We start from the raw sequence: 24338 nt of genomic DNA on the forward strand, positions 1-24338 counted from the left end.
CTCGCGTCAGCATTCGTGAGTAACGGATACGGCAAGCATGATGACGGTGAAAAGCATCAATTTGCGGCCGCGCCGCTGCCTTTTTGCGCGCGCTTGTGATGCGCGCCTTTGAAGGTTGGCGTTGACCAACTTTCCGGGTTGTTGTGCTTCTCGCAATTATGCGATGCTTTCGCTGCGGCGAGAGATCCAGGCAATTGGGACATGGCATGGCATGAGCGTAGCGGACTTGGAGAGCGGCGGCAGTCCGCGCAAGCGGAGCCTTTATGAGGAGCTTCACGGCCGGCTGAAGGCTGAGATCATGGAAGGGGCTGTGCCGGAAGGCATCGTGCTGACGGAGGCCGCCCTTGCCGGCATCGTCGGCAGCAGCCGGGCGCCCGTGCGGCAGGCATTGCAGATGCTCGAGGATGACGGGCTGATCAATCGTTTCGAGGGCCGCGGTTTTGTCGTCGGCTCACCCGGAACGCCACCGAGGCGGGCGAACCTCGCCGACTATCTCGGCAAGCTGATCGAGACGGACGCCCGGCCAATGTTTGCCTGGCAGGCGCTCTACGAAAACGTTGAACGCATCGTTGTTTATCGTTCTTTCTTCGGGCGTTGCCGGATCAATGAAAACGAGCTCGCGCGGCATTTCGGAGTCGGACGGGCGGTAGCGCGCGACGTGGTCTTGAAGCTTGAAACGCTGGGGATTACCGAGAAGGACGATAATTTCCGCTGGTCGATCGTCCCGCTCGATAGCCAGCGTATTCGCGATCTCTACGAGGTGCGCGAGCAGATCGAACCGCTAGCGCTCGCAAGTGCCCTTGGCAGCCTCTCGCGCGATCATATCGGCGCGATGCTGGCGCGGCTCTCGAAAGCGCTTGCCGACTATCCGGATGTTTCGGCTTCGACCATGTACGAGCTGGAGCTCGACCTTCATCTTCGCAGCCTGCAGGCCTGCCCGAACAAGGAGTTCCTGAACATCCTCAAGCGCACCCATTGCATCCTGACGCTCAGCAAGCATGTCGTCGGCAGCCGCATCAAGATGCCGGAATATGAGCCGTTTCTCGCAGAGCACATCGGCGTATTCGAGATGATGATGAAGCGCGACAAGGAGGGGCTGCGCAAGGCAATGCGCGACCACATCCGTGGCTCGCAGCCGAATGTCCAGGCGCGCGCTGCCTATATTCGTGAGCATTATCAGCCGGATGACTATAGTTTTATCACCTAGAACATCGGCATGATATCAGGTGATGGCGCCGACCTGCCACGGCACGAATTCATTGTCGCCATAGTCGAAGGTTTCGCTCAGCGTCTTCTTGCCCGAGGCGACAGCAATGATGTCCTCGAAGATCCGCTCGCCGGCCGCCTCGATCGTATCCTCGCCGCTGACGATGTCACCGCAGTTGATGTCCATGTCCTCGCGCATGTGATTGTACATCTCGGTATTGGTGGCGATCTTGATGCAGGGCGCCGGCTTGAAGCCCGACACCGATCCTCGGCCCGTCGTGAAGCAGATGACGTTGCAGCCGCCCGCGACCTGGCCGGTAACGGCAACCGGATCGTAACCGGGCGTATCCATGAAGACGAAGCCGGGCTTGTCGACGATCTCCGAATATTCATAGACGGCCTTCAACGGCATGGTGCCGCCCTTGGCGACGGCGCCAAGCGACTTTTCGAGAATGGTGGTGAGACCGCCGAGCTTGTTGCCGTAGGAGGGGTTGTTGTTGAGTTCGGCATTGTTGCGGCGCGTATAGTCGCGCCACCAGTCGATCCTCGAGAGCAGCTTTTCGGCGACATCAGGTGTTGCCGCACGCCGCGTCAGCAGGTGTTCCGCGCCGTAGATCTCCGGGGTTTCGGCGAGAACTGATGTGCCGCCATTGCGCACGAGAAGATCGGATGCGTAACCGAGCGCCGGATTGGCGGAGATCCCGGAATAACCGTCAGAGCCTCCGCATTCCAGCGCAAGCTTCAGACCCGAAAGCGGCTGCACGGTTCGCTTGGCGGCGTTTACCTCCGGCAGCATGTCACGAATCATCTCGGATGCGGCGGCAATCGTCTTGCGCGTGCCGCCGAGATCCTGAATCGTCATGGTGCGCAGCCGGTTCCCCTCTTCGAGCTTGTAGTGTTCAAGAATGGGCGCGATCTGGTTGGTTTCGCAGCCAAGGCCGATCATCAGGATGCCGCCGAAGTTTGGATGGCGGGCATAGCCCTGCAGGGTCCGCGCCAGGTAGCGATAGCCCTCGGAATTGGTGTTGATCGCGCAGCCGCCGCCATGGGTGAGCGCGACGACGCCGTCGACATTGTCGAAGCCTTCGAGGCCGCCCGTGCGGTTAAAGTGTTCGGCGATGTATTTCGACACGGTGGCTGAGCAGTTGACCGTAGTGATGATGCCGATGAAATTGCGAGTACCGACGCCGCCGGCGCCGCGATCGAACCCCATGAATGTGCGACAGTCCTGGCGCGGCAGCATGCCCGGTTCTTCGATGTCGACGCTGAACTGGTAGGGATGGTCGGATTCGATGACGGCGAGATTCTGCAGATGCACGTGGCCGCCGGCTGGAATGAACTGCGTCGCCACGCCGATCGGCTGGCCAAACTTGCGGATTTCCTGACCGGCTGGGATATCGCGTACAGCTACCTTGTGTCCGCGCGGGATCTGATCGACGGCGGTCAATCCCTCGATGCCTGTCGGGTTTCCGGCGCGGATCATGGCGCGGGCAACGGCGACGTCGTCAATGGAGTTGAGGAGGATGACAGGTGAAACGGCGGCTGACATGAGCGATTCCGTGAGGTTGGATTAATGTCTATTGCTAGCAATAGACAATTATTCGAGGGAAGGCGTCAAGCACGATTGGCACTTGTGGCTAAGTTCTATCCATCAGTTGTTGTGCGGCTGGCGGGCGAGCCATGCGGTAAGATCCGACTCTGCCCGCTCGAGTGCGCTGTGGTTGAGCAGCTTTCGCAGGAGCGCCACCGCAACTGCTCGCGCCCGCAGATTGAACCGGCCATCATCGCTCTGGCCGCCGAGTGGCTGATAGACGCCGAGCTTGACGTAGAGCTGCTGTAGCCGGTTCTGCACGCTGCGGACCGAGAGATTGCGTCTCTGCGCAATTGCCCGATCGGTAAGGCCAAGCGCGATATCGACAAGGATCTCATATTCGGCCTCGGTGAAGCCGTTAATGTTGCCGAGGCTCTTTTGCTGCATGCCGCGGACTTCGCGGTCGATGACGCATTGGCTCTCGATGAAGATGCTGCGAAGCGCGAGTTTCAGTCGGTCATCGGAGGCCGACTTCAGGACGTAGCCGTAGACGGCGCCCATCGGCACGATGCGCGACACGCCACGCACATAGGCTTCGTCGGAATAGTTGGACCAGAACAGGATCCGCGTCTCCGGTCGCTCCTTCCAGATGGTACGGGCGGCCTCGATGCCGTTGCGCTCGCTCATCTGCAGATCCATGACGACATGGGCCGACTTACAGTCGCGCGCCAGCCGTTCGCCGGCATTGCCGTTTTCAGCTTCCAGCACGCCGTCGCATTCGGGAAGGGCGGCTCGGACGGCCTCGTTCAGATAGGAGCGATGCAGGGGATCGTCCTCGATGATCAGGACCTTCATGCTGCCGCTCCTCCGGCCGCTTGCGGCTTCGCGGGGAGGCTGACACTGACGAGCGTGCCTCCCGATGCACTCGCGGCCTTGACGCCGAAGCGCGCCGAGATCAGACGCGCCCTGGTCTTCATGTTTTCGATGCCGCCGCCGGATGGCCTGCGGGCATTGCCCAGCCCCAGGCCGTCGTCGACCACCTCTATGGTAACGGCGCCCTCGGCGGCTTTCAGGTGAACCATGATGTTACCCGCCTGCGCATGGCGGATGGCATTGTTGATGGCCTCCTGCGCTATGCGGAAGAGCGCAATGGTAACGGGCTGTTCGAGACAATCGATGGCGCCGGCGGTCTCGTCGTTCAGGGTCCATGCCAGTGTTGCTCCGCTTTCCTGGATCGACCGCTCGAGATGATTTTCCACCGCCTGGGCGAAGCCGAAGAGCTGCAGCACCGAGGGCTTGGCCTCCTCGATGATCTGGCGAAGGTCGTGCATGCTGTGCTGCAGACCTCTGAAAAGCGGCTCAAGCGCTTCACCGGTGACGTCAGGTTGGCGTGCCAGCCGCTCCAATCGCCGCGAAAGACGGGTGAGATCGGCAAGAATCTGGTCATGCAGATCCATGCCGATGCGCTGGCGCTCTGCCTCAAGCGCTTCCGTCAGCTTCAGCGCCCCAAGCCGCAGACCCTCCTCGCGAGCACGTGCCTCCGCCTCGACGATGGCAGCCCGCTTTGCCTGGTCGGCAGCGCGGATGGCGAAGAAATGCGGTGCCAGCAGATCGGCGATCTCGCGCGCGCTTTCGACGTCCCGCATGTCGTAGAAAGCCATCTGGTGGCTGGAGCAGGAAAGCGCACCGATGACATGGCCCTGCACTTTTAGGGGAACATGCAGGCGGCTGTGCAGCGATTGATGGAAGATCGGGTGCGAGAACGCGCCCTGAAAATGAAATTGCGGATCGCTCCAGGCGTCATCGGTCAGCAGATAGTCGGTTTCACCCCAGAGAAGCGAGCGAATGGGGCTGTTGTTGACGGGCGCGGGGAAACGCTTGCCCCAGTCTGTCTCCAGTCCGCTTTCATAGGCTGTATGGAATTTCTCATCCACCAGGATGATGCAGACGTCGAGATGATCATGCGGAATGACATGGCTGATCTCTGCCGCGACCGCCTGGATGACGGAGTGAAATTCCAATCGCCCGGCGAGAAGCCTTGAAATGTTAAGGTAATGGTCGAAAACCGATTGTGGCGCCAGATCGCGCAAGTTACGCCCTCCCAGGCATTGCGCCGACCTATACTCCTCCGGCCAACGCAGCATGCAAATTTCCGACTCTATTAAGCGCCGATCAATGCGGTTCGTCTTGCGGACTTGCGCATTTTTTCTGCGGGATCCCGCAAGGCCTTGCCCTTTAAGCGCCTGTACAAGCGTCACAATCTCGGACATCCTGCTTTTACTGACAGGGGAACCTTCAGTGCAAATATTATTTTCGACCGATCGTTGAGGAGCGCGTTCGAAAATCTTGGCCTGGAACGGGAAGTACAGGCTCTTTGGGAGGAAAAAATGAATATTACCAAGATGCTTCTGGCATCCGCCGTCATCGCATGCGTTGCCGCGCCGGGTGCTGCCTTTGCAGATACGTCATCCAAAAAAATTGCCCTGTCGAACAATTATGCCGGCAATTCCTGGCGCCAGGCCATGCTCACCAGCTGGCAGAAGGTGACCGGCGAAGCTGTGAAAGCAGGCGTCGTTGCCGCCGCCGATCCGTTCACGACGGCCGAGAACCAGGCGACCGAGCAGGCAGCCCAGATCCAGAACATGATCCTGCAGGGCTATGATGCGATCGTCATCGATGCCGCGTCTCCGACCGCGCTGAACGGCGCGATCAAGGAAGCTTGCGACGCCAAGATCGTCGTCGTTTCCTTCGACGGCATCGTCACCGAACCCTGTGCATGGCGCATTGCCGTCGATTTCAAGGGCATGGGCGCAAGCCAGGTCGAATATCTCGCCAAGAAGATGCCGAAGGGTGGCAACATCCTCGAGATCCGCGGGCTTGCCGGCGTTTCCGTCGATGACGAGATTTCGGCCGGCATTCACGATGCGGCCGCGAAATATCCGCAGTTCAAGATCGTCGGCTCGGTTCATGGCGATTGGGCGCAGGATGTCGCCCAGCGCGCCGTCGCAGGCATCCTGCCGAGCTTGCCCGATATCGCCGCGGTCGTGACGCAAGGCGGTGACGGCTATGGCGCTGCGCAGGCCTTCGCGGCGGCAAAGCGTACGATGCCGACTATCGTCATGGGCAACCGTCAGGATGAACTTGCCTGGTGGAAGAAGGAGAAGGACGCGAGCGGCTATGAGACCATGTCCGTCTCGATCGCGCCCGGCGTCTCGACGCTCGCCTTCTGGGTCGCCCAGCAGATCCTCGATGGCCAGGACGTGAAGAAGGATCTGGTCGTGCCGTTCCTGCGCATCGATCAGGATAATCTCGAAACCAACCTTGCCACCACACAGGCCGGCGGCGTCGCCAACGTCGAATACTCCCTTGATGATGCCAAGAAGGTCATCGCAACGGCGAAGTGATCGATATCGACTAGCGATTTGAGGCCGGCACCACCGATGAGAAGTGGTGCCGGCTACACTCAACGCCCGACCGGACGATCCATGATTGCAGCCAAAGACAACTCTTCGATAAAGCAAGACCCCGTGCAGCCGGCAGTGGTTTCCGCCCGTGGCGTCAAGGTGCATTTCGGCGCCGTTAAGGCACTCGATGGTGCCGATCTGACGGTCCATGCCGGGGAATGTATCGGGCTCGTCGGTCATAATGGCGCCGGCAAGTCCACGATCGTCAATGTCATCAATGGCGGCCTCAGTCCGCATGAGGGCTCGATCGCCTATGAAGGCGACGACAAGGTGCATGGCATCAACTCTGCCCGTGCGCATGGTATTCGCTGCGTATTCCAGGAACTGTCGCTGGCGCCGAACCTCACCGTTGTCGAGAACATGCGGGTCGTTCATCGCGGCCTTGCCGGCTGGAGCTGGCGTCGGCAGGCGGCCACGGTCATCCGCGCCAAGCTCGACGAGATTTTCGCCGGTCACAAGATCGATGTGATGCGCACCGTTGGCGAACTTTCCATCGCCGAGCGGCAGATGGTGGAGATCGCGATCACCTTTTGCGCTGTCGGCGAAAAGCCGAAGCTGGTCATACTGGACGAACCCACGTCCTCGCTCGATGCCGGGCTTGCCGCGCAACTGATGACTTATGTCAGGACCTTCGTCCAAACCGGCGGCGCCGTGATGCTGATCTCGCATATTCTTGGCGAGATCCTGTCGACCGCAAGCCGTATCCTCGTCATGAAGGATGGTCGTGTCGTCGCGGATCGCGCCGCTCAGGATTTCAGTGTGCACAGCCTCGTCCAGGCGATGGGCAGCGTCGTCAAGGAACAGGATCGCAAGCGCGGTGGCGGGGAGAGTGTCGCGGCAGCGTCCATCTTGGCGCTACCTGCGCGAGGCAGCAAAGGGCTTGCCTTCAAGGCCCGCAAGGGCGAGGTGATCGGCCTTGCCGGTCTGGCGGGTCACGGCCAGACGGACATGCTGCTCGATCTGCATCGCTCGCTCTCGAACAACTGGCTGCCGAGCAAGCAGAACAACATTACCTTCGTCGCCGGCGACAGAAGCCTGAACGGCACATTTCCGCTGTGGAGCATTCTGAAGAATCTCAGCATCGCATCGCTCGGTGATCTCTCGGAGAAATACCTCGTTGACAAGCGGCGGGAGGGTAGTCTCGGGGCGGATTGGAAAGCGCGGATCGAAATCCGCACGCCAGCGATGGAAAACGGCATTCTCTCCCTCTCGGGCGGCAACCAGCAGAAGGTTCTGTTTGCCCGTGCGCTGGCTACGACAGCGCCGATCGTGCTGATGGACGATCCGATGCGCGGCGTCGATATCGGCACCAAGCAGGAAGTCTACAAAATCCTGAACGATGAGGCCGCGGCTGGACGCACCTTCATCTGGTATTCGACCGAGATGGATGAGATCCGGCTTTGCGATCGCGCCTACGTCTTCCGAGACGGCGCCATTGTCGCGGAGCTGGTCGGTGAGCAAATCACGGAGGAAAATGTGCTGGCCGCTTCTTTTGCGGGAGAGGGCGCATGAACCGTCCCTCCGCCGCTACCTTGCGTCTGCTCATTCCGGCGCTTTCGCTGGCCGTCCTGCTCATTGCGGTCTTTTATCTGCAGCCGCGCGCCATGAGCTATATCGGCCTCAATCTGCTTTTCAACCTCGCCGTGCCGATTGCGCTGGCGACCATCGCGCAGATGATGATCATGTCGGTCAACGATCTCGATCTGTCGATGGGAACCTTTGTCAGCTTCACCGCCTGTGTAGCGGCGACCTATCTGCAGTCCTCCCCGCTCATTGGCATCCTCATCCTTTTGGTGGCGATTGCCGTCTACGCCGTGATCGGCGTCGTCATCTACATCAGGGATCTGCCCTCCATCGTCGTGACGCTTGGTATGAGCTTCGTCTGGGGCGGTTTGGCGGTTCTGCTGCTGCCCGCTCCCGGGGGCACCGCACCCGATTGGGCGCGCTGGCTGATGACCTCCAAACCGCCGCTCGCTCCCATGGCGATCGTCGCGAGCGTCGTCATCGCGCTGATTTCCCATCTGATCGTCATGCGCTCGTCCTTCGGCGTATTGATCCGCGGCGTCGGCGGTAATCAACGATCGCTGCAGCGGGCGGGTTGGTCGGTTGTTGGCTTGCGGGCCGCAGCCTATGCATTGGCAGGCCTTTTCGCAGTGCTGGCCGGGATTGCGCTCGTCGGGCTCACAACCTCGGCGGATGCGAATATCGCGCTGCGCTATACATTGCTGTCGATTGCCGGCGTCATCCTCGGCGGTGGCGAGTTCACCGGCGGCCGCATCTCGCCGATTGGCGCGGTTATCGGCGCGCTGACGCTGACCTTGGCGGGCTCCTTCCTGTCGTTCCTGCGGATCTCGCCGGACTGGCAGATCGGCGCGCAGGGCGCGATCCTGATCATCGTGCTTGCCCTGCGGCTCTTGCTCAATCGCGTCGAAAAGCGGGAGAAACAATCATGATCGCTCTTCGCGCGCTCGGCCGGAAGCCTTGGATCTGGTCCTTCATCGCCGCCATCCTCGTGTGGATCGTTACCGTGCTTTTCACCGGCGGTGCCAGCTCGGTCGGCTTGTCGCAGGCCGCGCTCACCTTTGCCGCTTTCTCCGTCATCGTCGGCATCGGGCAGATGTTCGTCATCACGCTTGGTCCGGGCAATATCGATCTTTCGGTGCCTGCCACAATGACGCTTGCCGGCACGATTGCGCTGAAGCTCATGAATGTCGAGGACAGCATGATCGTGCCCGGCCTTCTGGTCTCGGTCCTGATCGGTCTCGGCATTGGCGTCGGCAATTATGCCCTGATCAAGCTGCTGCGCATTCCGCCTATCATCGCTACCCTGTCGATGAGTTTCATCATCCAATCGGCCGCCATCTGGAGCAATCGCGGGCTGCGCATCAAGCCGCCGGAGCAACTGGCTGATTTCACCACCTCCGGCGTGCTCGGCATTCCGAACATCGCCCTTGTCGCCTTGCTGTTATCGGCGCTTGCCTGGCTGCTGCTCGAAAAGACGATCTACGGCCGCTGGATCTCGGCAATCGGGCAGAGCATGTTTGCCGCGCGCATGGCCGGCATCCCCGTCGACGGAACGCGGCTGGCAACCTATGTGCTCTGCGCCGTCCTTGCCTCGATCTGCGGCTATCTTCTCGCCAGCTTTTCCGGTGGTGCGGCCCTCAATATGGGTGCGGAATACCTGCTCATGTCGATCGCTGTTGTCATCATCGGCGGCACGGCGGTCGCCGGCGGAGATTCAAACGTGCCCGGCATATGGGGCGCTTCCCTCTTTATGTTCCTCGTCGTCTCGATGCTGAACACATACGGTTTCGGCGCCGGCCCGAGGCTCATTCTCACCGGCTTCATCATCATAGCCGTCATTCTCGTCGCTGGCGGCCGTCCCGTCGGCGGGCGCTGACACTGATCCCCAGCAGTTTTTACAGGACAATAGCAATGCCAAACGACGCCCCGTCCGTTTTCGAAATCTACGATATGCGTTTCCGCAACCTTGTGGTTCCGAGCGCCGGCCTGGAAGAACTCTATTCCGATTGCCGTTGGGCCGAAGGACCGGTCTGGTTCGCAGACACCGGATGCCTGATCTGGAGCGATATCCCGAACGAACGCATGTTGCGCTGGGTACCTGGCGGCAATGTGTCGGTCTTTCGCGCGCCCTCGAATTTCGCCAATGGCAATACGCGTGACCGCCAGGGGCGATTGGTTTCGTGTGAACACGGCGCCCGCCGGGTGACGCGCACCGAAATTGACGGCTCAATCACTGTTCTTGCGGACAGCTACCAGGGCAGGCGGCTGAACTCCCCCAACGATGTTGTGGTCCGTTCAGACGGATCAGTCTGGTTCACCGATCCGACCTACGGCATCATGTCGGATTACGAAGGCTACAGGGCCGAGCCGGAACAGGCGACGCGCAACGTCTACAGGCTCGATCCCACGACTGGAGACCTGCAGATTGTCATCGACGATTTCCGCCAGCCGAACGGCTTGGCCTTCTCACCCGATGAGACGAAGCTCTACGTCGCCGACTCCGCCGCGAGCCATGATGCCAGCCTTCCGCGGCATATCCGCGTGTTCGACGTCGTCGACGGGCGAAAGCTCGCCAATGGCCGGGTCTTCTGCAACATCGACGCCGGTATTCCGGATGGCTTCCGTGCCGATATGGACGGCAACATCTGGACGAGCGCCGGTGACGGGGTGCACTGCTTTGCCCCCGATGGCGCCTTGATCGGCAAGATCAAGATCCCGCAGACGGTCGCCAATCTCACCTTCGGCGGTCCCCGCCGCAATCAGTTGTTCATCACCGCCACGAAGTCGCTTTATCGCGTCTATACCGCGGCAACGGGTGTGCAGGTGCCGTGAGGGTTTCGTCTGGTGCTTTCTGCCGGGACGCCCACGGGTTTAGAGCACTTCCAGGAAAAGTGCGTAGCGGTTTTCCGCCCGGAATGCCTCAAGAAACAAAAAGATAGAGCGTTTTCGCGATTCGGAGAAAAGCGGAAATGCTCTAGCCGGCGCCAGGTTCCGGATGGGTAGCGAGTCTGAGATCCCTCAAGCCACGGCTGCCGTCGCGGTTGCCGGTCGCGGCGACCGCGGTGAAGATGCGCTGGGCGTCGTCATACATTTTCAGATTGAGATAGCAGTAACCGCGCAGCACCATCAGGTCGACACGCTCCTGCTGGAGCTGCGATCGTTGGTCGAGATAGAGAAGCGCCTCGTGATAGCGCTTGCCCGTGAAAGCGGAGAGGGCGCGATCCGACAGGATAGCTACTTGTAATTCGGCGGCGCGTTGATGGTTCATCGGCGCCTTTGTGGCGGCGACAGCGGCATTGTTGGCAAGGCCGGCTCGGAGATAGGCAAGGCTCTGTCCGTAGGCCGCCTCTTCGCGAGATTTCGCATCGCTGTTGTCGAGCGCGACGCCAAAGGCTTCGACGGCTTCCATCGGGCGGTTGAGGTTCATGAGGCACCAGCCGCGAGACAAGGCGCTGGCGGGTGTCAATAGCTCAGCATTTGTCGTGGTGGTGCAGCCTCCCTGGCGACGAACTGTACGCGCGGCGGTTCTGACGCGTGTTTCCGGTTCGACATAGTCGACGGGCGGCGCACGACGGACTGGCGTCACTGGCTGAATATTTGCCTGTGCGTTTCCATAGGGCTGGGCGAGGGGAGCCTGCGGCAGCGCTTGAGGAGCTGTCAGTGGCGCGCTTGGCAGTATGCCCTGCTGGGTGACTTGAGGCACGGTCTGTGGTGCGATTTGAGGAGCTGCCTGCGAAACCTGGTTCGGAGACGGCAATGGCGTGTAGACGGGTGTCTGCGGTGCGGGTTCGCCGAGAACGGCGATGCGCTGCGAGCGGCCGGCCCAGAGCCGCTGGACTTCGGCGACGCCTTGCCGGTCGTTCAGCTGATCGCGGGTGATCGCGAGACCATAGGCCGAGGGCTCGTCATCGGGCTTCCAGCGCAGCGCTGTTTCGAACCAGCGTGCGGCGGCCTGGGGCTGGTTCAGCGTGCGGGCGTACCAACCGAACTGCTGCGCAGTCGGAACATATTTCTGCTTCACCGTCTCGGCTGCAACGCGACCAAGGACCTCTTCGGTCAGGTTGGCGGGCGGCTGGAGGGCCATCAGGTTTGCAGTCGCCGCGAGATAGGTCGCCATCGCATCCTTGGATTCGTTGCGCCACTTGTACATGGCGTCTTCGGCTTCCTGCGGCTTGTGATCGGCGATCAGAACCAAGGCCAGGCCTTGAGAGATGGTCGCGGAATCTTCCTTTTCATGGGCCGCCTTGAACCATTGTTCGGCGTCTGTGTAGTTGCTGCGGCGCAGATAGTACCAGCCGAGGAGGGCGTCGTCGGATGCCAGGCCCTGGCTGCGCGCGATGCGTTCGACCTGCGAGAGATAGTCCGGCGATACCGTCAGTTTCGGATCGTCATTGCCCTGGGCGACGAAGCGGCGGGCCAGATCGGTTCTTATGCTGTCGAATTCCCGTCCGCCATTGCCGTCCGGCTTCTCAAGCGCAAGCAAGTCCTGCATCGGCTGATAGGGCAGCAGCGCGGACGCCTTCTGGATAGTCGCAAGCCGCTCCTGCGGATTGGTGCAGGTCTTCAAAATGTAGCTATAGGCATCCTGGCCACGCTTTGCCCGGTCCGTGCTGATGAAAGCCTCGGCGACGCGCCAGAGGACATCGATGTCGCTGCATGTCAGCAGGCTCGGGTTCTTGGAGCCGATATCGATGACCGTAGCATATTGCTTGAGATCGGAGGCATTGACGAGCCGCGTGCGCGCTTCAGCGACCTCAAGGCGATCGAGCAAGTCTGCAGGCGGCTGCCATGTCGTTTCTGCTGCCTGGCGGTCGGCGATTGCTTTGCGCACCTCCGCATAGCGGCCTTCCGAATAGAGTTGCCACATGGCTTCCAGCTGCTTGTCGCTGTTCTGTGGAATGGCCAATGGGTCGGCGGGCGGCGTCCAATTCGGATAAAGCGTCTGAAGTCGCGAAATTTCGGCCTGAAGTCGCGCCTTGTCGCCGCGGCTGGCAAAGTAACGCAAAGCGCTCTCATCGACCTTGGGCGCGGTGTCGGGCTTTGCCTGGGTCGGCGCGGGTTGTGGCTGTGACGGCTGCTGCTGAGCAGGCTGCGGTGCCGCCTGTGCTACGGCGTCAGGTTTTGCTGTCTCGATCTGCGGCGCACTTGATGGCTCGGAGATAACCGAGGATGGCGCGGTCGCCTGTATGTGATCGGCGATCGCCTGCAGATCGACAGGCTGCTCCGGCGCGCCGAGAGATTTCGCATCTGCGACGAGTGTCACGGAAGGATCGATACGATGCGACTTTGCCAGCTTGATCTTGTCTTCCGGCGAATCGTGATCCTTTGTCGCGAGCGTAAATCCCGCCACGGCGACGGCCATAAAAGCCATGATCAGGGTGGATTTTATAAACACTCTGGGTGTTTCTCCGAGACGAAAGCCAGACTTAGCAGTTGCAAGGTAGACGGATAATAGAGCGACGGAGCGAATTGGCGAACCGAAGCGGGTAGTTTTGTTCCGCTCACCACACACGCCACAACATCGTTAACAATCCTATAACCGGGGTCGCCGAGTAGCTCTTTCGGCTTGCCCGTCGTCAGGTCGATCGTGCCCGGCTCGTCGCCTTCGACAGTCATGCCTTGCTGCAGTCGTGTCAGCAGGTTTTTGTCGTCTATGCCGGCGCGAGCCAGGTAAAGCGGGATTCTGATGGCATTGTAGCCGAACTCTGCCTCGAAGCCCTCGGCAGGCACAGGCTTCGCCCGCAGGCTGACCCAATCGGCAGGCAGCTTACGTGGGCCAAACTGCATCGAGCGCAACAGGGCAAGGCCGTCATCTGTCAGCTTCTGCCATCGATCTGATGGCGCAAGTAGCGCCATGACGGGGATTGCCTCGTAAACCCAGTAGGATGGATTGATGATCGGCCCGTCTTTCCGTCCCGGAGCTCGATAACCGTCGACGCCGGGAATGAGCAACGTTCGGCCACCGGTGCTGATCACCACATGGGAGAGAAGCGCCTTTGCCATGGTCGCTGCGGACTGCAAATAGTCCTTCTTGTTCCAGGCGGAGCCCGCAAGCGCCAGTGCATAGGCGATCAGCAAATCGCCATCCGAGGCATTGTTGGTATCCGTCACGTGCGGCGTAACGGACGGGTCCCATTTCCAGGCGGCCAGACCGTCATCGCGCAACAGAAGCTCGGTGCGCGTGAAGTACCAGATCTGCTCGAAATCCGCCGGGCTGTTGGCAAGATAGGCGAGCAACAGCCCGTAGCCCTGCCCCTCGCTATGGCTGACGCCGCCATTGCCGTCGTCGATGATACGGCCATTCGGGTCGAGAAACTTTGCCTTATAGGCAGTCCATGCTTGCCCATCGATGGCGGCGCGCTGAGCCGCGACCGGTTGGGCGACCGCCAGGATGGCGACGCCGCAGATTGCAAGGATGGAGCGCCAGCGTTTCATTCGTGCCTGCCGATCCTTGAGAGGATGCTTGCTGTGGCGATGCCAAGCAGCAGCGAACCGATGACCAGCAGGAATGCATAGGAAAGAATGTTGCTGGAAAGCCAATTGGCGGCGATCAGGCGATAATTGGTCAGCGACCAGGGTTGCGTCATCACGAAGTCGAAGCGGCTAACCGGCGCGGTGTCGATCTTGCCCGTCTTGCCCGAATAGGCGGTGATACGACCGTCGATCTGCGACCAGTTGAACTGGGCGGTCATCGCTTCCGCGCCTGCCCGCAGATCACCGGCGCTGGGCGCCGTAATCATGGTCCAGGTGGCATCGTTGGTCGGATTTGCCTCCTGCGCGATCAGAAACGTGTTTGCATTCGACGGCGTGAACACCTGCTCGGAACCCGGAATGAAACGTAGCGAACTCAGCGATATATCGAAATTGCGATGCATCCATTGCTGGAAACGATCGAACTGCCCCTGCAACACGCCACCGCTGATGCGCGATCGCCAATCGGCAATCGTGACGGAGGAATCCTGGGCGGCCCCTTGTCCGGGAGCGGCCGGGCGCCAGGCCACCTGGCTGGTTGCGGCAATGTTCAGCTGCGAAAGCACTGTTGATGGCAATTGCGAGATGGAGCCTATGAAGATCGCGTTGCGGCTACCGACCGCGCCCGGGGATGCCGTCGGCTCCACCGCAATGGGATGACCGGCAACGAGCGCCATCTGACCGAGGATGGTCGCTGTTGTCGAGAGCATTTCAGCGTCGACCCGGTCGAGGAATAGGGCGGTGGATTCGCCGTCGCGGTTATAGGGATAGCCAGTGCCGGCCAGGGCAGCGAGGTTCGGACGTTGTTCGACCCTTGCGAAATCCGGCATGCGGAACTGACTGGTGTCGAACAGCGCAAAGCGTGGCGTCGTGCTGGATGTGGCTGCGGGCGCACAGGTCGAATCCTCGTCCGCCATCACCAGGGTTTCGAGCGTCACCGTATTCAGGCCCGGCTTGAAATGACGCATCGTAATGCGGATGGGCAATTGCCGGAAAATGCCGCCGCCGGTCGCCGTGATCGGTTTCGTCGTGGCGATGCTGCCATTGACATAGATGTCGATATGGCTGCCCGGCCGGACATCCTTCGCATAGGCGGCGTCGAGCAGAATAGTCGCTTCGCCATAGGCATTCGCATAGAAATCGGATGGGATTGCCACGTTGAAGCTCGTATGGAAGCGCCGCCCGGAGAATTCCGTCGTTCTGACGCCCAATTGTTCGAAGGAGAGGCTGGTCCCCGAATAGATGATGGGCGCGTCCGGTGCAGTCCATCGCTGGGTTACCAGCAGGTCGCGACGGGTGCTCGGGTCGCGGTCTGTCGGCGCAACCACCATGTCGATGGCGGAGGAGATTGCCTGCCAGGATGGACCGCTGATGAGCAGAAGCTGCTGTCCGCTGCGCGGATCGGTCGCAAATGTTGCCAGCGCTCCGTTCTGGGCCGCGGCGGGCACTGCAAACAGCGGCTGCAATTCAGCGGGCGTGCCGACGATAACGGTCATCTTGCCCGGACCCGATGGCGGCAATGCATCCGTGCCGAACGAGAAGATTTCGTTTGGCATTCCTGCCAGCAGCGACAGGCCCTGTGCGAGCCGCAATATGGGTTTGGTGGTATTGGGTTGCGCCAGCGCCGGCACCACCACATTGAACTGGGTCTTGCCCACTTCGTCGACGCCGATAGCGCGTATCGCGTCTGTGGTCGAAAGTTTTTCGGCTTCGCGTCCGGCGAAGGTCAGATAGGTCTTTGCCGGGTCGATATCGGACCAGAGTTCATAGGTCGAGGGGATGGTGCAATCGGTGCGATGTCGCTGCGTCGCTTCGAAGGTCAGCAGATTTGCGCCGGGCTGCAACAGGCCGCGTGGTATGTCGAAATTGACGTCGGATGGATTGTCCGAGGAGCCGATCTGCTGCTGGTGCACCACACGGTCGTTGAGAAGAACGGTCAGTTGGGAGGCTTCAGGGGCGACTACGACTGCGTTCTGATAGGAAAAGTTGAGCTTCGCAGGGGCTGCCGCCTGTTCGGGAGTAAGATAGATCGACCAGGATTTGCGATCATTTTCGCCCTCGAGACGCAGTTTCGCGTAGGGAACGACATAGCGGCGGAAGGCCGGCGTCGGCGAGACTGCCTGCTGCACCTTCGGTACCGTCTGTGATGGCACCTGGGCCGCAGCGCCGGGCGCTACAGCCTGCGGAGCGGCAGTCTGCGGCGTTGTAGCGGGCGGCGTCAACACCAGGGGTGGGCTCACCTGCGGAGTGGCGACCTGAGGTACTGTTGTCGGAGCAATAATTGTCTTGGGCGGTTCTGCCTGTGGTGTTGCCGCCTGCGGAGCGACGATCCGCGGCGTGACGGCTGGTTCGCCCTTTGGACGTTCGCCAGTCATGTCAAAGGGTGTCGATTGCGCCTGGGCGGCCGTAGCACCGACGAGAAAGATGAGAATGGGAAGGATGCGGTTCATCAGCTTTTCGCCTTCGCGTCCTGCCGTTGCGTCGTGCGCTCGGCTCCAACACCCTTGAACAGATAAAGCAGGCCGCGGCTGGTCTGATAGAGCGAAAGGCCAAGGAACCAGATCGTTCCACGGATGATGCCGGGGTTGCGCCGTCGCGCCTGCTGGAACTTCGTCCATTGATCCGAATTGGCAAAGACCAGGTCGGCGATCAGGCGATGGTCGGCGGCACCCCTCGGCACATATTGGCATCCGATAGCAGTAATGTCTCCCATCTGCTCGATATTGCGGATGATGACCGACAGCGTCACCATCTCGGCACCATTATACGGCTGAAAGCGTATTGTGCCTTCGGAGCCGACCTTTACCGGGCCGAGATCCTTGTTGAAGACGTTCAGTCTGGCACCATGAACGGAGACATCCTCGATCGAGGCGGAGTTCCATCTGTCGCCGGCACCGAACTCGCTGCGGCGATCGACGCGAACGCGCCGGGATGAGGCACGCTCACCGCGCTCGGAGACGACACCCAGCGCGCAGCCGGAGAGAATGAGGTTGAGAATATTCCAGCCGCCGACGACAAGTGTGACGTCTGCCTTATAAGGCTCCGCATAAATGCGGTATATTGTTACCGCCAGCGCGATAATCTGCACGGCAAAAATGACGAAGAACGGGCGACTGATTTCGGAAAGACGGCTGACGGATATCGACTCGTCCTTTGCCGTGACCTTGAAAGTCGGCTTGCGCGGATTGAGCATGACCGAGATGACGGCGGGCAGCAGATGCACCGTCTGGACATATTCGTAGAGTTCGGAAATCCATGGCCAGCGGAACGAGCCATAGAGATAGTTCTGCATCATCAGGTTCACGAGCATATAGGCAAGCGTATAGGCAAGGAATTCGCTACCGGATGCAGTGAAGATCTCGAGATCGAAGAAGAGATAGAAAAGCGGCGCGAACAGGAAGATGACGCGCGGGAAGGGGAAAAGCCAGAAGAGTGTCGAGGACATGTAGCAGAGGCGCTGCGGCAAAGTCAGGCCGCGCTTCAATAGCGGGAAGCGGAAACGCAGGATCTGCATCATGCCCTGCGCCCAGCGGCTGCGCTGGCCGATAAAGCTGGCGAAAGTCGCCGGCTGCAGGCCGGCAATCAACGGCTTGTCGACATAGATGCTGTTCCAGCCTGCGCCGTGAAGCGCAAGGGCCGTTTCGCAGTCCTCGGTGATGCTGATGCCACTGAAGCCGCTTTGCGATTCCAGCGCCTTGCGGCTGAGGACCGCGGCAGAGCCGCAGAAGAAGGCCGCATTCCATTTGTCGAGACCGCGCTGAATGATGCCGTAGAACATTTCGTTCTCGCTCGGCATGGTGTCGAAGGTGCGCAGGTTGCGTTCGAGCGGATCCGGATTGATGAAGAAATGCGGCGTCTGCACCAGAAACAGCTTCGGATCGTCTTCGAAATAGCCGACCGTCTCGCGCAGGAAATCGCGTGCCGGCGCGTGGTCGGCGTCGAAGACGGCGATCAGTTCGCCGTCGGAATGTTCAAGCCCGTTATTGAGGTTGCCGGCCTTGGCGTGTTCGTTGCGTGCGCGGGTCAGATATTCGACATCGAGATCCGCACAGAGCTGTTTCAGCTCATCATGGCGGGCGATTGCCACCTGAGCTTCCAGAACCTTGGTGGAGTTTCGCTTCTGCTCCGTACCGCCATCGTCGAGCAGCCAGACCCTGAGCTTGTCGGCCGGATAATCCATCGCCTTGGCGGAGGCGAGCGTATTGGCCAGAAGATTGGTGTCTTCATTGTAAGACGGCACGAAAACGTCCACTGAGGGCAGGTTCTGCGTCTTGGATGGGCGTGCCGTGCGTGGAGGCAGGGGCGTAGCGACGATGAACAGGCTGAGCATCAGCATCGCGACGTTGTACATTTCGGCGAGATAGAGCAGCAGGCCCGGGATGAAGTTTTCGAGCTGGTTGACTGGCGGCAGCGTGCTGGTGGTGCGCCAGTACACATAGCGCAGCACGATGGCTGTGCCGAAGGCAAGAGCGACAAGCCGCCAGGTGCCCTGGCGCTTGAGGATCTTGATGATCGCCATCATGGTGACGACGACGGTACTGGCGATCAACTGGGTTTGAAGGTTGACGGGCAGCGTGATCAGCACGACCCCGCAGAGCGCTATCACGGCCCATATCAAGATGCTGCGTGCTGTCTGCATCGGTGTTCCTTCAAAGGCATTGCCAAGCGCCATCCTGGCGCCCCGAGATTACTCCGCCTAGCGGCGGCATGTCTCAGATATGCCAGCTTGTCCGTTACAGTCCGGTAAAGGCACGAGAATATTACGTCCCGCGATTGCAGGTAATTGCTGTCCGGTCAGGGAAGATGAGCCATTGGAGGGAGCTGTTTGTGTTGGGTCGCCTTGCCCATCGGGAAGCGGCACGCGGGGCCCGATCATCGGCGGCAGAGCCGGCGCGGGTTGCGGCTGCACGACGTGAGGCCGCCGCGTCACGACGGGGCGGGCTATGACTGTTGGCGCCGGCCGGGGCTGATAGCCGATGGTGATCGGCGCCGTGCGGTATGGTGCTGCGTCCGGATAGACCATTTCGCCGGGCTTGCCAAGGACGGCATCGGCTCCGCGGGGCGCGCCGAAGGGGTTCAATGCAGCGCCATCGAAACGGCCGGCGATCGTATAGCCGTAGACGGTGCTCAAAAGCTGGCGTTCCGTCGCATGCGCATCGCAGAGCCGGACCCTTACCTGAACCGTGCCGAAATTACGCTGCTCCTGCGGCGGCGCGAAGCCGGCTTGAACCTGCTGCCAGGCGTATAGGCACGTATCGCCGGCCCGACTTTGACCGGATGCGTAGCCAAAGGGGCCGTAGCTGTTCTGAACGAAGATCGCCGAGCGGGCGAGGCGCACGCCCGGAACCGCCGCGGCCATTTCGCGGGCGATCGTACGATCGTTAATGGTGTTGAACGGCCTGCTGCCGAGCGCCGGATTTGATCCCGTTATCCCGAGAAACTGCACCTTGAGGAAGTTCTGGCCGGGAACCGAAGAAGATGTCGCGAGCGAAATCGTCTGATCCACGTCCTTGCCATGCCTGTTCTCGACGACATTGACGATCGCCGGACCACCGGGTGGCGGAAAAGCCAGGGCCTTGTCGCTCGTAACCGTCTCCACCCCGATGGATTGCCGAACATGCCCCGTCGTCGAGCAGCCGGCAGTCAAGCCGGCCAACGTCATCAGGGTTATCGTCTTCAAAAGGTGCATGTTTCTGGATCGCGACAAAGTTGTTCTGCGTTATATCATCCGCTGAATTACGCGGCAGGGTTGGGAATCAAACCCTTGTATTTGATAAGACGAATAAGCAGGATTATGGTTAACCGAGTGTTAACGCTGGGGTCGTTGTCCCATGCAGGAGTATTGGACAGTGCGGGTTTCGATTGTCATGAGCAATCACTTGAACCGCAATGCGGAGGGGCGGTTATAGCCGCCGCCCCACAATTTCTTTGGCAGCCAGATGCTATTTCGCTCTGCGGAATGCGACCTGCACCGCTCTGTTAAGGGCAACTGGCAGGAGCGACATGTGGTTCTCGCCGGCATATTCTTCGAATGTGACGGTTCCCGTGAACAAGGCTAACGCTGACCATCGCTGAGCCATCTCTCGTGCCAGTTCGATGGTGCGCGTTTCCTTGGCGCCCTGCTGCCTTTTATGCTCATCGGCCGCGCCCTTGTGGAATGGCGCAAGCTTCTCTCCTTCATATTCCCCGGCGGAAAGATGAAGCTCTATGTCGAGAGGGGCGTCGAGGCTGGCTAGAAATTCCTCTTCCCGTACGAGAATGTTGCCGTCTTCCCAATAGATCGACGGGCTTGCAGAGATCCAGCGGTCGAAGGCGGTTGGTTTCGTAAACAGCGCAAAGAGCGTGAAAAGACCGCCGAACGAGTGACCGAAAAGCGTCTGGCGCGATCGGTCGATGGGCACTTGTTGTTCTATCCAGGGCTTGAGCTCGTCTTCGATCATTTTCAGAAAACGAGCGGCGCCACCAGTGCGGACGTCAGGTGTATCGGGATAGAATGGCGGATAAACCCGCCCGGGCGGCGGGCTCAGGTCCCACGAGCGCCGGAGCGGATCGTAGGGTCCATCCGTGGGATAACCGATGGCGACGATGACGCCTTCCTGAACATTGGTTCCATTCGGATAGGAGCTTTGGACCTTGAGGGCGTCGACTGCCGTGGCGAAACAGGCATTCCCATCGGTCAGATAAAGGATAGGCCAACCCTCCGGCGGCGCCGGTTTGTCGGGACGGTAGATAAGTATCCTGTGCGGCTGATCGGCGTTGTCGAATTTCAGATCGACATAGGTCGCACCGGCAAGAGTAACCGGCAGCGGCGGCGTTGCCGTGCTGTTTGGTGGCAATTGGGACATGGTTTCCCCGAGTGATCGAAACGCGGTTGATCGGCAGATCTGCGACCGCTTCTTAAAAGATGACAGGATTCGTCATATTATGTGATTCAGGATCTGGCAAGCTATTCAAATGCAGCTCGGATGTAATCTTTGGTTGTATTATTCTGACTGCACACGCCGTTTCCGCCCACGAAAATATCATGATCGCCTCGAATCTCAAAAAAAGATGACTATTATAATCATGTATTCTTGACGGCAGCCGCAACTGCAAACTAGTTTGCGCCATCTTTTTCAGAAACGGGTGGGCACAAGAGACCATGACGCAGGGATCACTTAATTATATCAATTATTTGACGGACACTAAAATCGGTCTTTCGCGTAGTGCCACGGCCCTCGTCACCCTGTTTGCATTAAGCGGAAATGCCTTTGCGCAGGATTCCGCTACCAACGCGAACAGCGGCAATGCGACCCAGCTCGCGCCGATCATTGTCAGCGGTCAATCGAGCGATGCCAGCGACAATACAACGGTAGCGGCAAAGAAGAGCCGCGGCGCCACCAAGATCAATACGCCTCTGGTCGAGACGCCGCGATCCGTTTCGGTGATCACCAGGAAGGAGCTGGAAGAGCGCGGTGCACAGGATGTCATCGAGGCGGTGCGTTACTCCGCCGGCGTCCAGACCGGCTCCTACGGCTTTGATCCACGCTTTGATCAGGTCATCGTCCGCGGCAATGACATTACCACCGATGGCGATTATCGCGACGGGCTGCGGCAGCCCTATATGAATTATGGGATGTTCCGCACCGATCCCTATTCGCTGGACCGGGTAGAGGTGATCAAGGGTCCTGTATCCGTTCTTTATGGCGCAGGTTCGCCGGGCGGCATCGTCAACAAGATCTCGAAACTGCCGACGGACGAGACCATCCGGGAGGTTGGGGTCCTCTACGGAACATCCGACCGCGCTCAGACGATGTTCGACTTCGGCGGCCGGGTCAATCAAGACGATGACAGCATGCTGTACCGGATCGTCGGTCTGGCGCGAAAGGGCGATACTAATTTCGATATCGCCGACGATCGCTATTTCATACAGCCATCCTTCACCTGGAAGCCCGATGACGCGACGAAATTTACCGTTTACGGCTCGGCCCAGTCCACGGAAACCGATGCCAATGTCGGCGCACTGACCGGGCCTGATGGAAACGTACTTAATTTGCGCGAGAGCGACCCCGACTACGACTATCAGAAGACCCGGCAGCAGCAGGTCGGCTACCAGTTCGAGCACGAGTTCGACGGCGGCTTCACCTTCCGTCAGAACCTGCGCTACTCTCATCTGGATCTGAAAGCGCGCTATCTCAGCGTCTATAGCTGGACGGGCAATGTCGCCCATCGTGGTGCGAGTGCAATCAGCGATGCCATGAACGTCTTTCAGGTCGATAACCAGCTCGAGTCCAAGTTCGATACCGGCCCGGCCGCCCATACTGTGCTGTTCGGCCTAGACTACACCCATATGACCGATTCCTTTGCATATGGGATGGATGCAACGAGCAATCCTGCCTACGACTTCGATATTGATAACCCGACCTATGGGGTTTCCGGCCCGACGCCTGACTATAATATCAGCCGGGTCAAGGGCAGCCTGCAGCAGTTCGGCGCCTATGCCCTCGATCAGATCGAGCTCGACAAATGGCGCTTCACACTCGGCGGACGCCAGACCTGGGTCAAGCAGTCGACCGATACCAATTTCGTTTCTTCAGGAACAACCACCGACGACAGCCTCAACAAGAATGCATTTTCCTACCAGGCCGGGGCGCTCTATCTCTTTGACAATGGCATAGCGCCTTTCACCAGCTATTCGACCTCCTTCAATCCGGTCACGCAACGCTCCGCCTCCGGCAGCATTCTTGATCCGACGAAGGGCGAACAATACGAACTGGGCGTGAAATATCAGCCGCCAGGCACTGACATTTTGTTGTCGGCCGTTGCCTATCACCTCGTCGAAAAGAACAAGCCTGTCCTGGTTGATCCTGTAACACTCGTCTATGCCTCGCTCGGCGAGGTTACTAACAAGGGGATCGAACTGGAAGCCAAGGCGAACGTAACCGACGCTTGGGATGTGATCGCATCCTATTCCTACAATCATTCGGAAATCACGCGTGGTGATGACTCGGGCAATGCGCCCGCCGTGACGCCGAAGAATATCGCCAGCCTGTGGTCGAACTACAGCTTCCAGGAAGACACGGTGGCCAATGGTCTCAAGGTCGGTGCCGGCATTCGCTACACGGGTGAGAACTACACAAGCACGGCCAACACCGCCAAGAACGATGCCAGCATATATCTTGATGCGGCGCTCTCCTACGATTTTGGCGCGATCGACCAGAAATACAAAGGTCTGACGGCCTCCTTCGACATCCGCAACATCGCCAATCGCCGCCTGACGGTGTGCAACAGCGGCTATTGCTACCTCGGACAGGGCCGTAACATCACGGCGTCGTTGAAGTATCGCTGGTAAACTTCTTGCGGGCGCCGATTTTTCCCGGCGCCCGCTTTCAACCCGATGGCCGCCTTTCGTTGGCTGAACCCAGTCTTCCCATCAGGAAGGCTATTTTGCAGCCTAAGCCTGTTTCATAAGGTGTCCTCATCCTTGCTGCTTCGGCGATGAGGCTGTAGCTTGGCTGAAAGTATGCCCGATCATCCCATCCGGAGGCTTCGTGTGGCCGAGGTCTTGTTGTTCCACCATGCACAGGGATTGACCCCGGGTGTGTGCGGCTTTGCTGACGGGTTGCGGGCTGCCGGTCACATTGTGCATACGCCGGATCTATTCGACGGGCGCACGTTCCAGAGCATCGAGGAGGGGCTCGCCTATATCGGCGAGATCGGATTCGACGACATGCGGGAGCGCGGAGCTCGCGTCGCCGATGAACTGCCTTCCGCGCTCGTCTATGCCGGGTTCTCGTTCGGTGTATTGCCGGCGCAAAAGCTCGCGCAGACACGGCCCGGAGCCCGAGGCGCTCTCTTCTTCCATTCCTGCTTGCCGATCACTGGCGAATGGGCCTTCGGCCCTTGGTCGGACAGCGTCCCGGTCCAGATTCATGGGATGGAAAACGACCCGATCTTCGCCGGCGAGGGTGATATCGATGCCGCCCGCGAGATCGTGACCAAGGTCGAGGATGCAGAGCTTTTCCTTTATCCCGGCGATCAGCACTACTTCGCCGACAACTCGCTCCCATCATATGATGCTGGTGCAACCGCGCTGCTGACGAGCCGAGTGCTTGAGTTCCTGGATCGCGTCTGATCCACGCCGGCGTCTTGACTCAATTTCA

17 protein-coding genes are annotated in these 24338 nt (G+C 59.9%); 8 read left to right on the forward strand and 9 right to left on the reverse strand.

The window, feature by feature from the left end; translation table 11 throughout:
• The first annotated feature begins 211 nt into the window (after positions 1 to 211).
• Positions 212 to 1207, forward strand: coding sequence for a GntR family transcriptional regulator (locus ACQZ6F_RS00235; protein ID WP_449095433.1), 996 nt, complete (start codon positions 212 to 214; stop codon positions 1205 to 1207).
• Positions 1208 to 1222: 15 nt separating this feature from the next.
• Here the strand turns inward: ACQZ6F_RS00235 and ACQZ6F_RS00240 are convergent, their stop codons facing one another.
• The 3 genes from ACQZ6F_RS00240 to ACQZ6F_RS00250 form a co-directional block, all read right to left on the reverse strand.
• Entirely contained in the window at positions 1223 to 2755 is a 1533-nt protein-coding gene (locus ACQZ6F_RS00240) for a UxaA family hydrolase (RefSeq protein ID WP_449095432.1), read from the reverse strand.
• Between the two features lie 102 nt (positions 2756 to 2857).
• A complete protein-coding gene (locus ACQZ6F_RS00245; protein ID WP_449095431.1) occupies positions 2858 to 3592 on the reverse strand; it encodes a response regulator in 735 nt (244 codons plus the stop codon).
• A complete protein-coding gene (locus ACQZ6F_RS00250) occupies positions 3589 to 4827 on the reverse strand; it encodes a GAF domain-containing sensor histidine kinase (RefSeq protein WP_068392108.1) in 1239 nt (412 codons plus the stop codon). Before ACQZ6F_RS00250 ends, ACQZ6F_RS00245 begins: the two co-directional genes overlap by 4 nt.
• A 297-nt stretch (positions 4828 to 5124) precedes the next feature.
• Here ACQZ6F_RS00250 and ACQZ6F_RS00255 point away from each other — a divergent pair, with 297 nt between their 5' ends.
• From ACQZ6F_RS00255 to ACQZ6F_RS00275, 5 genes are all read left to right on the forward strand, one after another.
• Complete coding sequence (locus tag ACQZ6F_RS00255; protein ID WP_068393917.1) at positions 5125 to 6141, forward strand: ABC transporter substrate-binding protein; 1017 nt, start codon at positions 5125 to 5127, stop codon at positions 6139 to 6141.
• 81 nt (positions 6142 to 6222) lie between these two features.
• Positions 6223 to 7713 (forward strand): ATP-binding cassette domain-containing protein, encoded by a 1491-nt coding sequence (locus ACQZ6F_RS00260; protein WP_449095430.1) that lies wholly within the window; start codon positions 6223 to 6225, stop codon positions 7711 to 7713.
• On the forward strand, positions 7710 to 8654 hold the full coding sequence (locus ACQZ6F_RS00265) for an ABC transporter permease (RefSeq protein ID WP_449095429.1): 945 nt from the start codon (positions 7710 to 7712) through the stop codon (positions 8652 to 8654). Before ACQZ6F_RS00260 ends, ACQZ6F_RS00265 begins: the two co-directional genes overlap by 4 nt.
• Positions 8651 to 9601 carry an ABC transporter permease gene (locus tag ACQZ6F_RS00270; protein ID WP_449095428.1) on the forward strand — a complete coding sequence of 317 codons (951 nt, stop codon included), beginning with the start codon at positions 8651 to 8653 and terminating at the stop codon, positions 9599 to 9601. Before ACQZ6F_RS00265 ends, ACQZ6F_RS00270 begins: the two co-directional genes overlap by 4 nt.
• A 35-nt stretch (positions 9602 to 9636) precedes the next feature.
• A complete protein-coding gene (locus tag ACQZ6F_RS00275; RefSeq protein WP_449095427.1) occupies positions 9637 to 10557 on the forward strand; it encodes an SMP-30/gluconolactonase/LRE family protein in 921 nt (306 codons plus the stop codon).
• Between the two features lie 142 nt (positions 10558 to 10699).
• On the opposite strand, the gene ACQZ6F_RS00280 is transcribed toward ACQZ6F_RS00275, so the two are convergent.
• The 6 genes from ACQZ6F_RS00280 to ACQZ6F_RS00305 form a co-directional block, all read right to left on the reverse strand.
• The gene (locus ACQZ6F_RS00280) at positions 10700 to 13114 is read right to left on the reverse strand and encodes a cellulose synthase (protein ID WP_449095477.1); all 2415 of its coding nucleotides are present in this window, start codon (positions 13112 to 13114) and stop codon (positions 10700 to 10702) included.
• Entirely contained in the window at positions 13111 to 14160 is a 1050-nt protein-coding gene (locus tag ACQZ6F_RS00285) for a glycosyl hydrolase family 8 (RefSeq protein WP_449095426.1), read from the reverse strand. Before ACQZ6F_RS00285 ends, ACQZ6F_RS00280 begins: the two co-directional genes overlap by 4 nt.
• The gene (locus ACQZ6F_RS00290) at positions 14157 to 16646 is read right to left on the reverse strand and encodes a cellulose biosynthesis cyclic di-GMP-binding regulatory protein BcsB (protein ID WP_449095425.1); all 2490 of its coding nucleotides are present in this window, start codon (positions 16644 to 16646) and stop codon (positions 14157 to 14159) included. The genes ACQZ6F_RS00285 and ACQZ6F_RS00290 overlap by 4 nt, the downstream gene beginning before the upstream one ends.
• Positions 16646 to 18835, reverse strand: a complete 2190-nt coding sequence (bcsA, locus tag ACQZ6F_RS00295; RefSeq protein ID WP_077467655.1) for a UDP-forming cellulose synthase catalytic subunit — start codon at positions 18833 to 18835, stop codon at positions 16646 to 16648. The genes ACQZ6F_RS00290 and bcsA overlap by 1 nt, the downstream gene beginning before the upstream one ends.
• A 57-nt stretch (positions 18836 to 18892) precedes the next feature.
• Positions 18893 to 19885 (reverse strand): cellulose biosynthesis protein BcsN, encoded by a 993-nt coding sequence (gene bcsN / locus ACQZ6F_RS00300; RefSeq protein ID WP_449095424.1) that lies wholly within the window; start codon positions 19883 to 19885, stop codon positions 18893 to 18895.
• Between the two features lie 253 nt (positions 19886 to 20138).
• Positions 20139 to 21041: an alpha/beta hydrolase gene (locus ACQZ6F_RS00305; protein WP_449095423.1), complete on the reverse strand. Its 903-nt coding sequence runs from the start codon at positions 21039 to 21041 to the stop codon at positions 20139 to 20141.
• A 296-nt stretch (positions 21042 to 21337) separates the two neighbouring features.
• Between ACQZ6F_RS00305 and ACQZ6F_RS00310 the strand changes: the two genes are divergently transcribed.
• Together ACQZ6F_RS00310 and ACQZ6F_RS00315 are read left to right on the forward strand one after the other, a co-directional pair.
• Entirely contained in the window at positions 21338 to 23527 is a 2190-nt protein-coding gene (locus ACQZ6F_RS00310; protein WP_449095422.1) for a TonB-dependent siderophore receptor, read from the forward strand.
• A gap of 201 nt (positions 23528 to 23728) precedes the next feature.
• A complete protein-coding gene (locus ACQZ6F_RS00315) occupies positions 23729 to 24310 on the forward strand; it encodes a dienelactone hydrolase family protein (protein WP_449095421.1) in 582 nt (193 codons plus the stop codon).
• Positions 24311 to 24338: the final 28 nt, after the last annotated feature.

The sequence above is a fragment of the Rhizobium sp. A22-96 genome (assembly GCF_053521805.1).